Source organism: Streptomyces sp. NPDC048420 (assembly GCF_040651535.1).
GTDB lineage: Bacteria > Actinomycetota > Actinomycetes > Streptomycetales > Streptomycetaceae > Streptomyces.
On sequence record NZ_JBEZKG010000014.1, the window covers coordinates 173212 to 187039 of the forward strand.

Here is a 13828-nt window from a genome sequence, read left to right on the forward strand (position 1 = left end):
ACCCGGTTCCATGAATCAACAAAGGGCAAGAAAAGCGCCCCTTCAGGGGCGCGGGGAACTGCGCGAGCACCCCCCACACACCCCGCACCCGGGACACAACCTCAACCCCCCTGCTGCGACCGCGCCTTGAACGCAGCCTTCCGCGCCTCCTTCGCCACCCGCTTGTCCGGATGCAACCGCCCCATCGCCTCCAGCACATCCGCGGTGGCCGGATGATCAACCCGCCAAGCCGCCGCGAAGAACCCCCCGTGCTGCTGGGCCAGCCCTTCCACCAGCCCCTGAAGCTCCTCGGAGTTCCCCTCCGCGGCCAGCTGCGCGGCCACCGTGTCGACGGTCAGCCAGAAGACCATGTCCTCGGAGGGCGCGGGCACATCCCCGAACCCCCGCTCGGTCAGCCAGACCCGGGCCAGTCCGCCCAGCTCAGCGTCGTCGAGGACCTCCCGCAGCGCCGGCTCGGCGACCGCGCCGACGAGCGACAGGGCCTGCTGGCAGCGAAGCCTCCGCAGCGGCGCCCCCGCGTCGCTCCCGCGAGCCGCCCCCAGCAACTCCCGTGCCGCCGCGAGCGGTTCACGTCGGTCCAGCCACTGCTCGGTCTCGGCCTGGGCGGCGGAGGGAGGGAACCCGGCGGTGCCGTCCAGCAGCGCGTCCGCCCCCTTGTCGGCGAGGTCTCCGACGGCCGGCGCCGCGATCCCGGCCTCCAGCAGCCGCGAGCGCAGCCCGTACAGCCCGAGCGGGGTCAGCCGCACCATGCCGTACCGGGAGACGTCGGTGTCGTCGACGGCGGCGGGCTCCTCGTCGGTGTCCGCCATCAGCGCCTCGTCGACGGGCTGGTACTCGACGATCCCGATCGGCTCCAGGACCCGGAACTGGTCGTCAAGGCGCATCATCGCGTCGGAGACCTGCTCCAGGACGTCGTTGGTCGGCTCGTTCATGTCGCTCGGCACGATCATCGAAGCGGCGAGGGCGGGCAGCGGCACCGGCCCGTCCCCCGCTCCGTCCTCGCTGACCGTGAGCAGGTAGAGGTTCCCGAGCACCCCGTCCAGGAACTCCTGCTCGGCCTGCGGGTCCCAGTCCAGGGAGGCGAAGTCGACCTCGCCGCCCTCGTCCAGGGTGTCCACCAGATCGTCCAGGTCCGGCACGCTCGCGTCGGCGAGCACCGTCTCAAGGGCGGTCAGCCACACCCCGAGCACATCCTGCGGCGACCCGGTCAGCAGGGCCAGGTCCGCGCCCGTCGTGACCGTGCCCTCCTCCTCGTCGACGATCTCGACGAGCCCGGTGTCGACGGCGGCCCGCCAGGCCTCGCTCGCGTACGCCGCCGCGTCCTCACCGGTCAGTGCGAGCTCCGCGGCCGCCGTGGGCAGCTGCTCCTCGACGAGTCCGCCCCCGGCGTCGACCCGGGTCTCCTCGCCGGCCCAGCGGGCGAGCCGGGCGGCCCGGGCGAGCAGCGGCGTGGACAGGGCGGCCCGCGCCAGCTCCGCTTCGGGGTGCAGTCGCACCGGCGGCAGGGGGGAGCTGTCTGACATCGGCTGGTTCTCCTAGGACGCGTCGTGCCACTCAGCCGCTCAGCGTAGACGGATATCCACCCATGCCGCCCGGTTCATCTCCTGGACAGGGTCCGTACATGGCTGAAACCTTGACAACTGGCCTGACCAGGCAGGAGATTGACGCGCGTAGAAATCTGGCGGACATGTGTTCACTGTATTTTCTACGCGCGTCGCAACCGCCCCACAGGTCGCGGCTCCCACCGTTCCACGTTCACTCTCGTCCCGGCGCCTACGTTCGTCCCCGGAGGGATCCCGTTGCCGAGCAAGAAGTCCGCGCGTCTCGCTGCGCTCACCGTCGCCGCCCTGTCCGCGGCCTCCACCGTCGTCCTCGTGTCGCCCGCGCACGCGGCCGCCGTGAGCATCCATGACATCCAGGGCGCGACCCGGATATCCCCCTACGCCGGTCAGAAGGTCACGGATGTGGCTGGAATCGTCACCGGTGTGCGCACCTACGGCTCCTCCAGAGGTTTCTGGATCCAGGATCCGAACCCCGATGACAACCCGGCCACCAGTGAGGGCGTGTTCGTCTTCACCAGCTCCACGCCGAAGGTCGCCGTCGGTGACGCCGTCACGGTCAGCGGCACGGTCTCGGAGTACGTCCCGGGCGGCACGTCGTCCGGGAACCAGTCGCTGACCGAGATCACCAAGCCGACGATCACCGTCGTCTCCAGCGGCAACGCGGTCCCGGCCGCCACCGTGGTCGACGCGAGGTCGGTCCCGGCCGCCTACGCCCCCGAGGGCGACGCGGCCGCGAGCAACTCGGTCAACGGTCTGACGCTCCAGCCGAAGAAGTACGCCCTGGACTACTACGAGTCCCTCGAGGGCATGAACGTCCAGGTCGCCGACGCCCGCGTGGTCGGCGCGAGCGACCCGTACACCGAGCTGTGGGTGACGGTGAAGCCGCGCGAGAACGCCACCACGCGGGGCGGCACGCTCTACGGCTCCTACTCCTCGCAGAACACCGGTCGGCTCCAGATCCAGTCGCTGGGCTCCACCGCCGACTTCCCCGTCGCGAACGTCGGCGACGTCCTCACCGGCACCACGGCCGGCCCGCTGGACTACAACCAGTTCGGCGGTTACACCCTGGTCGCGAGCCAGATCGGCACGCTGAAGAGCGCCGGTCTGCAGCGCGAGACCACGCAGAAGCAGAAGAAGGGCGAGCTCGCGATCGCGACGTACAACGTCGAGAACCTCGACCCGACCGACGCCACCTTCGAGGAGCACGCCTCCGCGATCGTGAACAACCTGCAGTCGCCCGACATCGTGTCGCTGGAGGAGATCCAGGACAACAACGGCGCGAAGGACGACGGTACGACCGCCGCCGACGTGACGGTGAACAAGCTGATCGACGCGATCGTGGCGGCGGGCGGCCCCAAGTACGACTGGCGCTCGATCGACCCGGTCAACGACCAGGACGGCGGCGAGCCGGGCGGCAACATCCGCCAGGTGTTCCTGTTCAACCCGGAGCGGGTCTCCTTCGTCGACCGCGCGGGCGGCGACTCGACGACCGCCGTCGGCGTCACCAAGGTGCACGGCAAGGCGCAGCTGACGGCGTCCCCCGGCCGGATCGACCCCGCGAACGCCGCCTGGAAGTCCAGCCGCAAGCCGCTGGCCGGCGAGTTCGTCTTCCGTGGCCGTACGGTCTTCCTGATCGCCAACCACCTCAACTCCAAGGGCGGCGACTACGGTCTGACCTCGGCGACCCAGCCGGTGCCGCGCAGCTCGGAGGTCCAGCGCCACGCGCAGGCGACCCTGGTCCACGCCTTCGTCAAGAGCATCCTCGACGTGCAGAAGAACGCGGACGTCATCGCCCTCGGCGACATCAACGACTTCGAGTTCTCCGACACCGCGAAGATCCTGGAGGGTGACGGCGAGCTCTGGTCGGCGATCAAGTCGCTGCCGAAGAGCGAGCGTTACACCTACGACTACCAGGGCAACAGCCAGGTCCTGGACCAGATCCTGGTCAGCCCGTCGATCCGGCGCGGCTGCGACTTCGAGTACGACAGCGTGCACATCAACTCGGAGTTCAACGACCAGATCAGCGACCACGACCCGCAGGTGCTGCGTTTCCAGCCGTAACTCCGGCCAGATCAGGGCTGGTTGAACACCCCGTTCAGCCAGCCCTGCCACTCGCCCTCGCACGCCTCGATGTCGGAGTCGGGGGCGAAGTCGTGCAGGGAGATGCCGACCGGGTGGCCCCAGTGGTTGCGCCCGAAGATCCGGGTGAGCCCCCGGTCGGTGCGCAGCCCGATGAAGTACGGGTTGCGGAAGTCGACCACGGCGTCGAAGGTGTCGGGCCCGTGGACGGTGAGCCGGGTGCCCGCGGCCACGTCCTCCCCGACACCGAGCGCCCGCCCTACGACGGTGAGGGCGTCCGGCGCCTTGGAGGCCTCGGGTCCGTCGAAGGTCGCGAAGGCGGCCCGGCGGGGCGCGAAGTGGGTCAGGTACTCGCGCAGGGTGTGCAGATAGAAGTCGGTGTGCTTGGCGGCGCCGTCGTACTGGTTGTCCCAGTCGTCGACGAAGATCCCGCTGTGCACGTAGCGCACCCAGGCCCGTCGGCCCTCGTCGCGCGGCTCGACGGTGTAGTCGAGCTGGTTGAGGGACTGCTCGGAGATGCCCTCGACGTCCTCGACCCGGTTGGTGTAGCGGTGCGGCGGGTCCCAGGCGGTGACTTCGGACCCGAAGGGCCCCTTGCCGCCGACCCGGGGCTCGGGCGGCTCCATCGGCCACAGATAGCCGTCGGTCCCGGTGGTGATCGCCGCCCAGACCTGCTCCGGGTTGGCGTCGACCTCGAACTCGCGGGCGATCTCGAACTCTTTGGACATGATCTACTCCAACTCGGTCTGCGGCGAGGGGGACTGGGGCTCTTTGAGCGTCGGATGGACGGCCACCACGATCCGGTGGTCCCGGCCGCCCTCGGTGTCCGGGGCGTCGTACTTGCGGATCAGGGCGGTGACGCCGGCCGTCAACTCCTGGATGAACGCGGCCCGTTCGGCGGCGGAGGCGAAACGCACCTCGCCGTCAAGGGCGTAGGTCGCCAGCCGCTTCCGCTCCTTGGCGGCACCGGTGACCAGCTGACCCACGTCCCGGACCAGCCGGGCACCCAGCGCCAGCAGCCAGCGCGCGGAGAGCTGGTCGCGGAAGCGGTCCGGGTCGGGCTGCACGGCGGCGAGGGCGAGCGGTGAGATCACGTACGAGGCCGCGGTCGCCCGCATCAGCCGCTCGGTGACGTTGCCCTTGCGGCGCTCTCCCGCGAGCTCGACCAGGCCGTGCCGCTCCAGCGCCTTGAGGTGGTAGTTCACCTTCTGCCTGGGCAGTCCGACCTGGCCGGCCAGCATGGCGGCCGACGCGGGGCCTGCCGCCAGTTCGGCCAGCAGTCTCGCCCTTATGGGGTCCAGGGAGACGGCCGCCGCCTCGGGGTCCTCGATCACGGTGACGTCCAGCATGGATCCATCGTCTCACCGAAAACTTTTTTTGTCCAGACGGTTCGAGTTGTCGGAGGAGGGGGTCAGGGGACCAGGCCGAGGACATGGTCATAGCGGCTGATCGTGGAGCCCTCGAACCCGGGATACGTCCGCACCCGCTCCCACAGCTCGGTAGGCGAGCCGATCCCCTCCCCCGGTGCCGCGAAGGTCTTGTCGTACGCCTCGGCGCTCTCCCACTCGGCGTAGTTGAGGACGTGAGTGCCGTCACCGCTCAGATGGAAGTTGGCCGAGATCAGTCCCGCGTGGCCGACGGGATCGTCGGCGAGGGCCAGCAACACGGTGTCGATCCAGTCGGAGCGCCGGCCGGCCGCCTCCGGTGCGAAGTCGATCCGTACGGCCACGACCAGACCGGGCACCCGGGGGTCCCCGGCGACCCGCTCGCGGCTGCGATAGTGCCGGTACCGTCCGAGCCCCAACCGCTCGATGTCCGGCACGGCCGTGTCGATCTCGTCCACCCGCTCCTGACGCCGGGTCCTGGCGAAGGCCTCGAAGGCCTGCTCGCTCGTCCACTGGGAGTAGTGCATCAGGGTGGCGGTGTCGTGACCGGCGTAGACGTGGTAGCCGAGCAGATCTCCGGTCGGCCAGGGCCGTCGCCGCCAGGTGTCGGCGATGGCTTCGACGGTCTGCCGCTGCCGCAGGGCTGTGCCCACCCGCCAGTGACTGAAGAGGGAGGAGCCGACGCGGGGGTCGGTGAGGTCGGGATGGATCTCGGTACGACGAGTCATGGCGACCACCCTGCAACCTCGACCAGGATTCAGGTCAAGCAGCCGATTCGACCCGCCCGTTCGGGAGACCCGCCAGGTCATGGACGAGAAGGCCGACAAGAGTGAGCCGGACAGCCCCTCCGAGTTGCCCAAACGATCGTGGGCAGCCGTGGCGCGGCGCACGTTCAAGGAACTGCTGGACGACGAACTCGCCGACCGCGCGGCGGCGTTGACGTACTACGGCGTGCTGTCGCTGTTCCCCGCCCTGTTGGTGATGGTCTCACTCCTTGGCGTGGTGGGACAGCGTGCCACGAACAAGCTCCTCGACAACATCGGGGACCTCGCCCCCGGCCCGGCCCGGGACATCCTGCGGGACGCGGTGGTGCAGCTGGGCGACAGCGGCGGCACGGGCAGCGTCCTGGCGATCCTCGGACTGCTCGCCGCACTGTGGTCGGCGTCCGGTTACGTCGCCGCGTTCATCCGCACGTCCAACGCGGTGTACGACCTGCCGGAAGGGCGCCCGGTGTGGAAGCTGACGCCGCTGCGGCTGGCGCTGACCGTGACGTTGATGCTGATGCTGGCGGCGAGCGCGCTGATCGTGGTGTTCACGGGTCCGCTGGCCGAACGGGCGGGCCGGGCGGTGGGGTTCGGTGACGCGGCGATCGCGATCTGGGGCATCGCCAAGTGGCCGGTGCTGCTGCTCCTGGTCGTCCTGATGATCGCCCTGCTGTACTGGGCCGCCCCCAACGTCCGCGCCGGCGGCTTCCGTTGGATCTCTCCCGGCAGCGTCCTCGCCACCCTGATCTGGCTGGCCGCGTCCGCCGGTTTCGCGTTGTACGCCGCCAACTTCGGCTCCTACAACAAGACGTACGGCACCCTCGCCGGCGCCATCGTCTTCCTGGTGTGGCTCTGGCTGACCAATCTGGCGATCCTGCTGGGTCTGGAGTTCGACGCGGAGCTGGCCCGGGAGCGGGCGATCACCTCCGGGGACACGGCCCCGACGGAGGAGCCGTACGTGGAGCCGCGGGACACCCGGAAGTGGCCCCCGAAGCTCAGGGCGAAGCGCGGGGGCCAGGGCGGGTAGGGCGCACGGTCGTGGGCGGCACCCGTACTGCCGGGTGCCGCCCACGACCTGCCGGTTCCTACTTCATCTTTCTACTTCTTCGGGTACCGCCACGAGATCACGACGACCGCCGCCACCGCCGCGCCGACGATCAGCACCGGCCGGGGATGCCGTACCGCCGCCATGACCAGGGGCCGGGCAGGCATGGGCACGTTGCGCTCCGCCTTCCGCTCCAGGGCGTGCCCGGTCTCCGCCGCTCCGCCCTGGGTGGCGTGCCCCGCCCGCAGGGTGCGGTCCTGGACCCGGTGACCGGTCCTGGCCGCCGTGTCGTGGACCTTGTGGCCGGCCTGGGTGGCCCGGTCGTGCACGGTGTGACCGGCCTGCGCGGCGGTGCTGCGCAGCTGCACGGTCATCGCGCCCGCCTTGTCCCTGAGATCCGCCGCCCGGGCTCGCGCGCGGCCCTTCACGTCCATCTTTCCTGCCAACTCCTCCACCGTGTCGCCGAGTTCGCTGCGGGTCCGCTCGATCTGGCGGCGCAGCTCGTCCGGTCCCTTGGCCCCCGTCGCCGAGGGCTCGCTGCTCGTCCTGTCCGTCATCGGTGCGCCCTTTCCCTGATCTCCTCGACGTCCGCCTTGACGCTGCCGAGGGCCTCCTCGGGCGTCGGGGGTGTGGCACGGCGCAGCTGGGCACGGCCGGTGGCGGCGAGCACCCCCGCGATCACGAACAGCACAGCCGTCACGATCAGTGCCGAGGCCCACACCGACAGCACCAGCGCGAGAGCGGCGGTGGCCGTTCCGGCCAGTGCGAGCAGTCCCGCGTAGGCGAAGGCGCCGGCGGCACCGAGCAGCCCGCCGCCCTTCCCGGCCCGCCGGCCCTTCTCGGCCAGCTCCTCCTTCGCGAGGGCGACTTCCTGCCGTACCAGCCGGGAGACCTGTTCGGTGGCCTGTCCGACGAGTTCGCCCACGGAGTGATGTTCGTCGTGCACCGGCCTGGGGGCCGTGGTTCCGGTCACGGTGTCCGCCTCCTCTCGGTCGGAACACCCGGGTACCCGGCCCGGCCCCCGCTACCCCTGCGGGCCGCCGTCGGGGCCGAGCTTCCCGAGCCGGGCCAGCTGGCTCTGGAACCAGTCGAGCCGGGCCTGCAACAGGGCGGCCTCGGCGGCGAGTTCGGGCACACCCAGGCCCTCGGGCAGATCAAGAGGCGCATCGGCACGCCCGGCCCCGGCCACCACCCGCAGCCCGTCCCCGGCCAGCCGGGCGAACCCGGCGAGCGAGACGGCCGTACGCCCCCGCAGGCAGCCTGCACAGGAGGGGGCGAGCGCCCGCCAGCCGGGTCTGCCCCAGCCGGCGTCGGCGAGGGCCGCCGCGACCGTGCCGCAGGCGCAGGGGCCGACGGTGGCGGTGCGGACCCGCTGACGGGCGTAGCGGAATCCCAGTTCGAAGCGGAGGTAGCGGCCTAGGACCAGGACGTCGAGGAGAACGGCCGTGCGGTGCTCGGCCGTGCACAGCAGGGCCTCGGCCGCCGTACGGTCGTGCACGCAGTGGAAGCCGCAGTCGCAGCGGCGGTTCGGTGCCCGGTGCCGCAGGCCGTAGACGCAGGACGCGTCGGCCAGGACTCCGTACGGCAGCGCGCCGCCGAGCGACACACCGGTGAACCCGGCCCGGGTGCCGTCCTGGGACAGCACCGGGTGGGCGATCTTGTATCCGGTCGGCGGCTCCGTCGGGCGTTCCTCCGGAAGCCGCAGTCTCATCGGGCCGCCGGGACCTCTTCGGGGGCCTTCAGTTCCATGATCTCCTCGGGGAGCTCGAGCTCCTCCTCGTGGATCTCCGGCCGCTCTTCCGCGACTCCGGTGGCGAGTGCCTTGCCGAGCTTCATGACGCCTCCAGGACCAGGGGTCGTGCACCGTCCTGGCCATGGTGCCCCATGTGGCCCGATGTGGACATAGGGCCCCTGCGCGGCACCCCCTGTGATCGCCCGCGACAAACCCGGCGACGTCGGCGATCGTCCCCGGGATACTGGTCGCCCATGGATGAGGTCGAAGTCGTCGTCGCCCATTCCGAGCGCGCGACCCTGCGCGTCGGCGACGTGTTCCTGAAGGTGGACGCCGATCAGGCGCGCCTCGATGCCGAGGTGGAGGCGATGTCCCGCGCGCCGGTTCCGACCCCGGAGATTCTGTGGCGCAGGCCGCCCGTGCTCGCGATCGCCGCGGTCCCGGGGACGACGCTCGGGCGCCTCGGCGGGCCGGCGACCGGGTCACCGAAGGCCTGGGCAGCGGCGGGCGCGGCCATCCGGAAGCTGCACGACGCGCCGCTGCCGCCCCGGCCCGGTCAGGCCGGCCGGAGCGTCGACGCGCTGGTGTCGGACCTCGACGACGAGTGCGAGTGGCTCATGAGGAACGGCGTCCTGCCCGCCGACCTGGTCACCCGCAACCGGCAGGTCGCCCAGGCCGCGCTCCGGCCGTGGACTCCGGCGTTCACCCACGGCGACCTGCAGATCGCGCACGTCTTCGTCGACGGCGACGAGGTCACGGGCATCATCGACTGGTCCGAGGCGGGCCAGGGCGATGCCCTGTACGACCTCGCCACCTTCACGCTCGGGCACGAGGAACACCTGGACGACGTCGTGGCCGGCTATGGCGCCGACGTCGACCTCGACGTGATCCACGCGTGGTGGTCGCTGCGCAGCCTGCTGATCGTCCGCTGGCTCACCGAGCACGGTTTCGACCCGTTCGCGCCGGGCTGTGAGGTCGACGTCCTGAGATCCCGTTAGGAGTTCTTATCGATATCCCTTAGAAGAATTAAGTGGAGCTTCACGGTGCGCCTGCCGAGACTATCCCCATGACGCCAACCGCCCCACCCTTCGGCCGCGCCCTCTGCGCCATGATCACGCCCTTCGACGAGGCCGGTGCCCTCGATCTCGACGGCGCGCAGGTGCTCGCCGACCACCTGGTCACGCAGGGCTGCGACGGGCTCGTCCTGTCCGGCACGACGGGTGAGTCGCCGACCACGACGGACGCGGAGAAGTCCGCGCTCGTGACGGCGGTGCGGGAGGCGGTGGGCGCACGGGCGTCGGTCGTGGCGGGGGTGGGCACCTTCGACACCCGGCACACCGTCGAACTGACCCTGGCGGCCGAAAAGGCGGGCGCGGACGGGGTGTTGGTGGTCAGCCCCTATTACAGCAGGCCGCCGCAGGACGCGTTGGGGGCGCACTTCCGCGAGATCGCGGACGCCTCAGGACTGCCCGTCATGCTCTACGACATCCCGGGCCGCACCGGCACCCGCATCGAGCCGGAGACGATGATCCGGCTCGCCGAGCACCCCCGGATCGTCGCGGTCAAGGACTGCTCCTACGACCTTCTCGGCACCCAGAAGGTCCTGAACCGCACGGAGTTGGCGTACTACGCGGGCTGCGACGAGCACATCCTCGCCCTGTACGCGGTGGGCGGGGCGGGCTACGTCAGCACGGTCGCCAACGTGGTCCCGGTCCAACTCCGGGCGATCCTCGAGACGTTCGAGGCGGGCGACACCCCCGTGTCCGCCCGCCTCCAACAACGGGCCACGCCGCTGATCGAGGCGATGATGTCGGCGGGCCTGCCCGGCACGGTCACTGCCAAGGCCCTCCTCAACGCGCTCGGTCTGCCCGCGGGCCCGGTCCGCGCCCCGCTGCGGCCCGCCGACCGGGAGACGGCCGACGGGCTGCTGGCGGAGTACGAACGGCTGGTGGCCCTCTGATCAGGGCTGGGCGAAGACCGGCTCCCAGCGCCCGGCGTCCCCGTCGTGGCCCTCCCGGAAGCCGCTGAGCGGGAGTTCCTTGTCGCTGCCGATGGTGATCAGCACGAGCCGCTGATGGAACTCGTTCTTGTCGTTCTGGCCGATGTCCCAGGCGATGAGCTGCTTGTTGCCCACCCAGGCGAGCAGCTGCTGCCCGCGCACCTCGGTCCTGGCACCGGTGATGGCGTCGACGACGTACGAGGACGTCTTCCACTTCTTGCCCGCGAAGTCCCCGGCGACCAGCCGGCCGTCCGGTGACGTGCCCGCCTCGACGAACCACGTCAGGTACTTGGAGCCGGCCGGCACGGGCACCTTCTTGCCCGTGAGGTCGTAGAACACATAGCCGGGCTCCATGGGGCTGCCCTCCCAGACGTGCCGGCCGTCGTCGGTGAGGGCGAAGTCCTGGCGGGAGTTCATGGTGGCGCCGCTCATGGGATCGTCCGGGTCGCCCGCGAGCTTGACCTCGGTCCAGGAGCCGTCCCCGGAGGCCACGTCGAGGACGTAGAAGCCGGTGCGGCTGGAGGTCCAGGGCGCGCCCCATTCGGTGTCGCCCTGTGCCTTGACCCGCGCGTCGGGGTTCTGGCTGTACGTCGTCGCGACCAGCTTGCGGCCGTCGCGGGAGAAGGCGAGCCCGCCGACGCGGTGGTCGACCTGGATCCACCGCTCGACCTTGCCGGTGGTCAGATCGAGCAGGCCGATCCGCGAGGCGGGCAGGTCTCGTTCGAGGACGGCGGCGGTCTTGCCGCCGGGAGCGACGGTGACCCAGGACCAGTCCGCGGCCTTGGCGTACTTGCCGGTCTTGGGGTTCAGCAGGTGGTAGGTGCGCTCGTAGACGGCGCTGTCCGCGCCCTTCTTGACCGTCTCCGGGATGAAGTACGCGGCCAGGGTCGTCCCCCCGACGGAGATCTCGTCGCGCGGCGGCGACTGGTCGGGGTGGGACTCGACCTTCTTCGGGGCCACGATGCCGCCGGAGGGCCGTACGTCCTCCTTGCCGGAGTCCAGCAGCGGTACGCCCACCCCCACGGCGACCGCCACCACGGCGGCCACGGCGACGACCACTGCCCGACGGGTACGGCGGCGGCGCCGTACCGCGAGCACCCGGTCGGCGAACCCCGCCGCCGCCGGGGGCTGTTCGGCGGCCTGCTCGCGCAGGGCGTCGCGCACGATGTCGTCGACGTTCACGGACGCACCTCCACGGGCGAGTAGTCACGGGCTTCGAGCCGTTCGGCGTCGGCCGGGCCGAGCGCCGCCAGTTCGGGTGCGAGCGAACGCAGCCGGGCCAGTGAGCGGTGGGTGGTGGACCGTACGGTGCCGACCGAGCAGCCGAGGAGGCGGGCAACGTCGGCCTCCGGCAGGTCCTCGAAGTAGCGCAGCACCAACACGGTGCGCTGGCGGGCGGTGAGCCGGGACAGCGCCTGGCGCATGACGAGGCGCAGTTCGGCCGCGGCGGCCGTGTCGGCGCCGGGCTCGCCGGTGCCGTAGGGCTCGGGCGGCTCGGCGACACTGACCTCTCTCCGGGGCCACTTCAGCCGCCAGCGGCTGACCTGCTGGCGGTAGAGGACCTGCCGTACATAGGCCTCGGGTTCGTCGATCTTCTGCCAGCGTCCGGCGACCTTGACCAGGGCGTTCTGAAGCAGGTCCTCACCGGCGTGCTGGTCTCCCCCGCACAGCAGCACAGCCGTCCTCAGCAGGGTGGACGACCTGCTGTCCACGAAGTCCCGGAAACTCTCCAGCCCTTCGGCATTCATCGTCACCTTCTCTTCCCCGGCAGCGCCGGTGCGCCGACCCTCCGACCCTTGTGACGCGTGCGGTGGCCCACCGCTATGCCTCGGACATGAAAAAAGTCGCCGTAGAGGCGAATCCTCTACGGCGACTTCGGCGCGGGTCAGTTCCAGGAGTACCCGTCGCCGATCAGCAACACGTGCTCCAGTACGTCCTCCATCGGGTCGTCCACCTGGCCGATGTTGACCAGGCCGACCCTGGGGCCGTTGTGGGAGGCGGTGTTGGTCTCGTCGGCCGCGGCGGTTCCGGCCGACATCCAGCAGGATGCCCCCGCCAGGACCAGCGCCCCGGCCCACGCCCGCTTGTTCCTCATCGCCCTCATGGCTGCGACCCCTCGTTCGTCGTTTCGGCGTCTGATCGGACTCTGCGTCCACCCGTTCATCTGCCGAAACGACGCTGAGGTCACGCTGAGTAACCCGTAAGTGATCTTCGCTCGGGCCGGGAGCGGCTCAGTTGTGGCTGTGCAGGACGTCGTTGAGGCCGCCCCAGACCGCGTTGTTCGGGCGGGCCTCGACGGTGCCGGTGACCGAGTTGCGGCGGAAGAGGATGTTCGAGGCGCCGTTCAGCTCACGGGCCTTGACGATCTGTCCGTCGGGCATGGTCACGCGGGTGCCCGCGGTGACGTACAGGCCGGCCTCGACGACGCACTCGTCGCCGAGCGCGATGCCGACGCCCGCCTCGGCGCCGATCAGGCAGCGCTCGCCGATGGTGATACGGACGTTGCCGCCGCCGGAGAGGGTGCCCATGGTGGAGGCGCCACCCCCGATGTCCGAGCCGTCGCCGACCACGACACCGGCGGAGATACGGCCCTCGACCATCGAGGTGCCGAGGGTGCCCGCGTTGAAGTTGACGAAGCCCTCGTGCATCACGGTGGTGCCCGCGGCGAGGTGCGCGCCGAGCCGGACCCGGTCGGCGTCGGCGATCCGGACGCCCTTGGGTGCCACGTAGTCCGTCATGCGCGGGAACTTGTCGACGCTCGTGACGGCGAGGTGCAGGCCCTCGGCGCGGGCGTTGAGCCGCACCTTCTCGACGTCGTCGACGGCGACCGGGCCGAGCGAGGTCCAGGCGACGTTCGGGAGGAGGCCGAAGATGCCGTCCAGGCTCTGGCCGTGCGGCTGGACCAGGCAGTGCGAGAGGAGGTGCAGCCGCAGGTAGGCGTCGTGCGTGTCGAGCGGCTTCTCGTCGAGGGAGGCGATGACCGTGCGGACCGCGATCACCTCGACGCCACGGCGGGCGTCCCTGCCGATCGCCTTCGCGGCGCCTTCGCCGAGCAGTTCCACGGCCCTGTCGGCGGACAGCCGCTCGGTGCCGGCCGGCCCGGGTTGGGCGGACAGCTCGGGGGCGGGGAACCAGGTGTCGAGGACGGTGCCGTCGGCGGCGACGGTGGCGAGGCCTGCGGCGATGGCGCCGGTGGTACGCGGAGCAGTCGTGTCGGTCATGAGGGCAACCTAACCGGCGGGGGGCGTGGGATGCGAACCCG

General features: G+C 70.9%; 16 protein-coding genes. 4 read left to right on the forward strand and 12 right to left on the reverse strand.

The genetic code is table 11. From position 1 onward, the window contains the following. Nucleotides 1-101: 101 nt before the first annotated feature. Nucleotides 102-1523, reverse strand: a complete 1422-nt coding sequence (locus AB0D34_RS27240) for a hypothetical protein (protein WP_362665742.1) — start codon at nucleotides 1521-1523, stop codon at nucleotides 102-104. 276 nt (nucleotides 1524-1799) lie between these two features. Between AB0D34_RS27240 and AB0D34_RS27245 the strand changes: the two genes are divergently transcribed. Continuing rightward, on the forward strand, nucleotides 1800-3623 hold the full coding sequence (locus tag AB0D34_RS27245; RefSeq protein WP_362665744.1) for an endonuclease/exonuclease/phosphatase family protein: 1824 nt from the start codon (nucleotides 1800-1802) through the stop codon (nucleotides 3621-3623). Nucleotides 3624-3634: 11 nt separating this feature from the next. Here the strand turns inward: AB0D34_RS27245 and AB0D34_RS27250 are convergent, their stop codons facing one another. The 3 genes from AB0D34_RS27250 to AB0D34_RS27260 form a co-directional block, all read right to left on the reverse strand. Then, nucleotides 3635-4369: an SRPBCC domain-containing protein gene (locus AB0D34_RS27250; protein WP_362665746.1), complete on the reverse strand. Its 735-nt coding sequence runs from the start codon at nucleotides 4367-4369 to the stop codon at nucleotides 3635-3637. A gap of 3 nt (nucleotides 4370-4372) precedes the next feature. After that, nucleotides 4373-4990 carry a helix-turn-helix domain-containing protein gene (locus AB0D34_RS27255; protein WP_362665748.1) on the reverse strand — a complete coding sequence of 206 codons (618 nt, stop codon included), beginning with the start codon at nucleotides 4988-4990 and terminating at the stop codon, nucleotides 4373-4375. A 62-nt stretch (nucleotides 4991-5052) separates the two neighbouring features. After that, nucleotides 5053-5754: an antibiotic biosynthesis monooxygenase gene (locus AB0D34_RS27260; protein WP_362665750.1), complete on the reverse strand. Its 702-nt coding sequence runs from the start codon at nucleotides 5752-5754 to the stop codon at nucleotides 5053-5055. Nucleotides 5755-5833: 79 nt separating this feature from the next. Between AB0D34_RS27260 and AB0D34_RS27265 the strand changes: the two genes are divergently transcribed. Further along, the gene (locus AB0D34_RS27265) at nucleotides 5834-6817 is read left to right on the forward strand and encodes a YihY/virulence factor BrkB family protein (protein WP_362665752.1); all 984 of its coding nucleotides are present in this window, start codon (nucleotides 5834-5836) and stop codon (nucleotides 6815-6817) included. A 71-nt stretch (nucleotides 6818-6888) separates the two neighbouring features. Here the strand turns inward: AB0D34_RS27265 and AB0D34_RS27270 are convergent, their stop codons facing one another. The 4 genes from AB0D34_RS27270 to AB0D34_RS27285 are packed head-to-tail and all read right to left on the reverse strand — an operon-like array spanning nucleotide 6889 to nucleotide 8671. Beyond that, nucleotides 6889-7392, reverse strand: a complete 504-nt coding sequence (locus AB0D34_RS27270) for a DUF3618 domain-containing protein (protein ID WP_362665754.1) — start codon at nucleotides 7390-7392, stop codon at nucleotides 6889-6891. Continuing rightward, nucleotides 7389-7808, reverse strand: a complete 420-nt coding sequence (locus AB0D34_RS27275; protein ID WP_307074470.1) for a phage holin family protein — start codon at nucleotides 7806-7808, stop codon at nucleotides 7389-7391. Before AB0D34_RS27275 ends, AB0D34_RS27270 begins: the two co-directional genes overlap by 4 nt. Before the next feature lie 51 nt (nucleotides 7809-7859). Then, the gene (locus AB0D34_RS27280) at nucleotides 7860-8546 is read right to left on the reverse strand and encodes a hypothetical protein (RefSeq protein ID WP_362665756.1); all 687 of its coding nucleotides are present in this window, start codon (nucleotides 8544-8546) and stop codon (nucleotides 7860-7862) included. After that, nucleotides 8543-8671, reverse strand: a complete 129-nt coding sequence (locus tag AB0D34_RS27285; RefSeq protein WP_362665758.1) for a hypothetical protein — start codon at nucleotides 8669-8671, stop codon at nucleotides 8543-8545. Before AB0D34_RS27285 ends, AB0D34_RS27280 begins: the two co-directional genes overlap by 4 nt. Nucleotides 8672-8821: 150 nt before the next feature. On the opposite strand from AB0D34_RS27285, the gene AB0D34_RS27290 reads away from it, so the two are divergent. Beyond that, nucleotides 8822-9565: a phosphotransferase gene (locus tag AB0D34_RS27290; protein WP_362665760.1), complete on the forward strand. Its 744-nt coding sequence runs from the start codon at nucleotides 8822-8824 to the stop codon at nucleotides 9563-9565. A gap of 68 nt (nucleotides 9566-9633) precedes the next feature. After that, on the forward strand, nucleotides 9634-10527 hold the full coding sequence (dapA, locus tag AB0D34_RS27295) for a 4-hydroxy-tetrahydrodipicolinate synthase (protein WP_362665762.1): 894 nt from the start codon (nucleotides 9634-9636) through the stop codon (nucleotides 10525-10527). Here dapA and AB0D34_RS27300 read toward each other — a convergent pair whose 3' ends face one another. The 4 genes from AB0D34_RS27300 to dapD form a co-directional block, all read right to left on the reverse strand. After that, nucleotides 10528-11748, reverse strand: coding sequence for a WD40 repeat domain-containing protein (locus AB0D34_RS27300; RefSeq protein ID WP_362665764.1), 1221 nt, complete (start codon nucleotides 11746-11748; stop codon nucleotides 10528-10530). It abuts the gene before it with no gap. Then, nucleotides 11745-12314 carry a SigE family RNA polymerase sigma factor gene (locus tag AB0D34_RS27305; protein WP_362665766.1) on the reverse strand — a complete coding sequence of 190 codons (570 nt, stop codon included), beginning with the start codon at nucleotides 12312-12314 and terminating at the stop codon, nucleotides 11745-11747. Before AB0D34_RS27305 ends, AB0D34_RS27300 begins: the two co-directional genes overlap by 4 nt. A gap of 137 nt (nucleotides 12315-12451) precedes the next feature. Further along, nucleotides 12452-12661 carry a hypothetical protein gene (locus tag AB0D34_RS27310; protein WP_362665890.1) on the reverse strand — a complete coding sequence of 70 codons (210 nt, stop codon included), beginning with the start codon at nucleotides 12659-12661 and terminating at the stop codon, nucleotides 12452-12454. 136 nt (nucleotides 12662-12797) lie between these two features. Further along, complete coding sequence (gene dapD / locus AB0D34_RS27315; RefSeq protein ID WP_362665768.1) at nucleotides 12798-13787, reverse strand: 2,3,4,5-tetrahydropyridine-2,6-dicarboxylate N-succinyltransferase; 990 nt, start codon at nucleotides 13785-13787, stop codon at nucleotides 12798-12800. Between the last annotated feature and the right edge of the window lie 41 nt (nucleotides 13788-13828).

Coding starts and splice junctions, on each gene's coding strand:
- AB0D34_RS27240 (WP_362665742.1), bottom strand. CDS start 1,523: ATGTCAGACAGCTCCCCCCTGCCGCCGGTGCGACTGCACCCCGAAGCG.
- AB0D34_RS27250 (WP_362665746.1), bottom strand. CDS start 4,369: ATGTCCAAAGAGTTCGAGATCGCCCGCGAGTTCGAGGTCGACGCCAAC.
- AB0D34_RS27255 (WP_362665748.1), bottom strand. CDS start 4,990: ATGCTGGACGTCACCGTGATCGAGGACCCCGAGGCGGCGGCCGTCTCC.
- AB0D34_RS27260 (WP_362665750.1), bottom strand. CDS start 5,754: ATGACTCGTCGTACCGAGATCCATCCCGACCTCACCGACCCCCGCGTC.
- AB0D34_RS27265 (WP_362665752.1), top strand. CDS start 5,834: ATGGACGAGAAGGCCGACAAGAGTGAGCCGGACAGCCCCTCCGAGTTG.
- AB0D34_RS27270 (WP_362665754.1), bottom strand. CDS start 7,392: ATGACGGACAGGACGAGCAGCGAGCCCTCGGCGACGGGGGCCAAGGGA.
- AB0D34_RS27280 (WP_362665756.1), bottom strand. CDS start 8,546: ATGAGACTGCGGCTTCCGGAGGAACGCCCGACGGAGCCGCCGACCGGA.
- AB0D34_RS27285 (WP_362665758.1), bottom strand. CDS start 8,671: ATGAAGCTCGGCAAGGCACTCGCCACCGGAGTCGCGGAAGAGCGGCCG.
- AB0D34_RS27290 (WP_362665760.1), top strand. CDS start 8,822: ATGGATGAGGTCGAAGTCGTCGTCGCCCATTCCGAGCGCGCGACCCTG.
- dapA (WP_362665762.1), top strand. CDS start 9,634: ATGACGCCAACCGCCCCACCCTTCGGCCGCGCCCTCTGCGCCATGATC.
- AB0D34_RS27305 (WP_362665766.1), bottom strand. CDS start 12,314: ATGAATGCCGAAGGGCTGGAGAGTTTCCGGGACTTCGTGGACAGCAGG.
- AB0D34_RS27310 (WP_362665890.1), bottom strand. CDS start 12,661: ATGAGGAACAAGCGGGCGTGGGCCGGGGCGCTGGTCCTGGCGGGGGCA.
- dapD (WP_362665768.1), bottom strand. CDS start 13,787: ATGACCGACACGACTGCTCCGCGTACCACCGGCGCCATCGCCGCAGGC.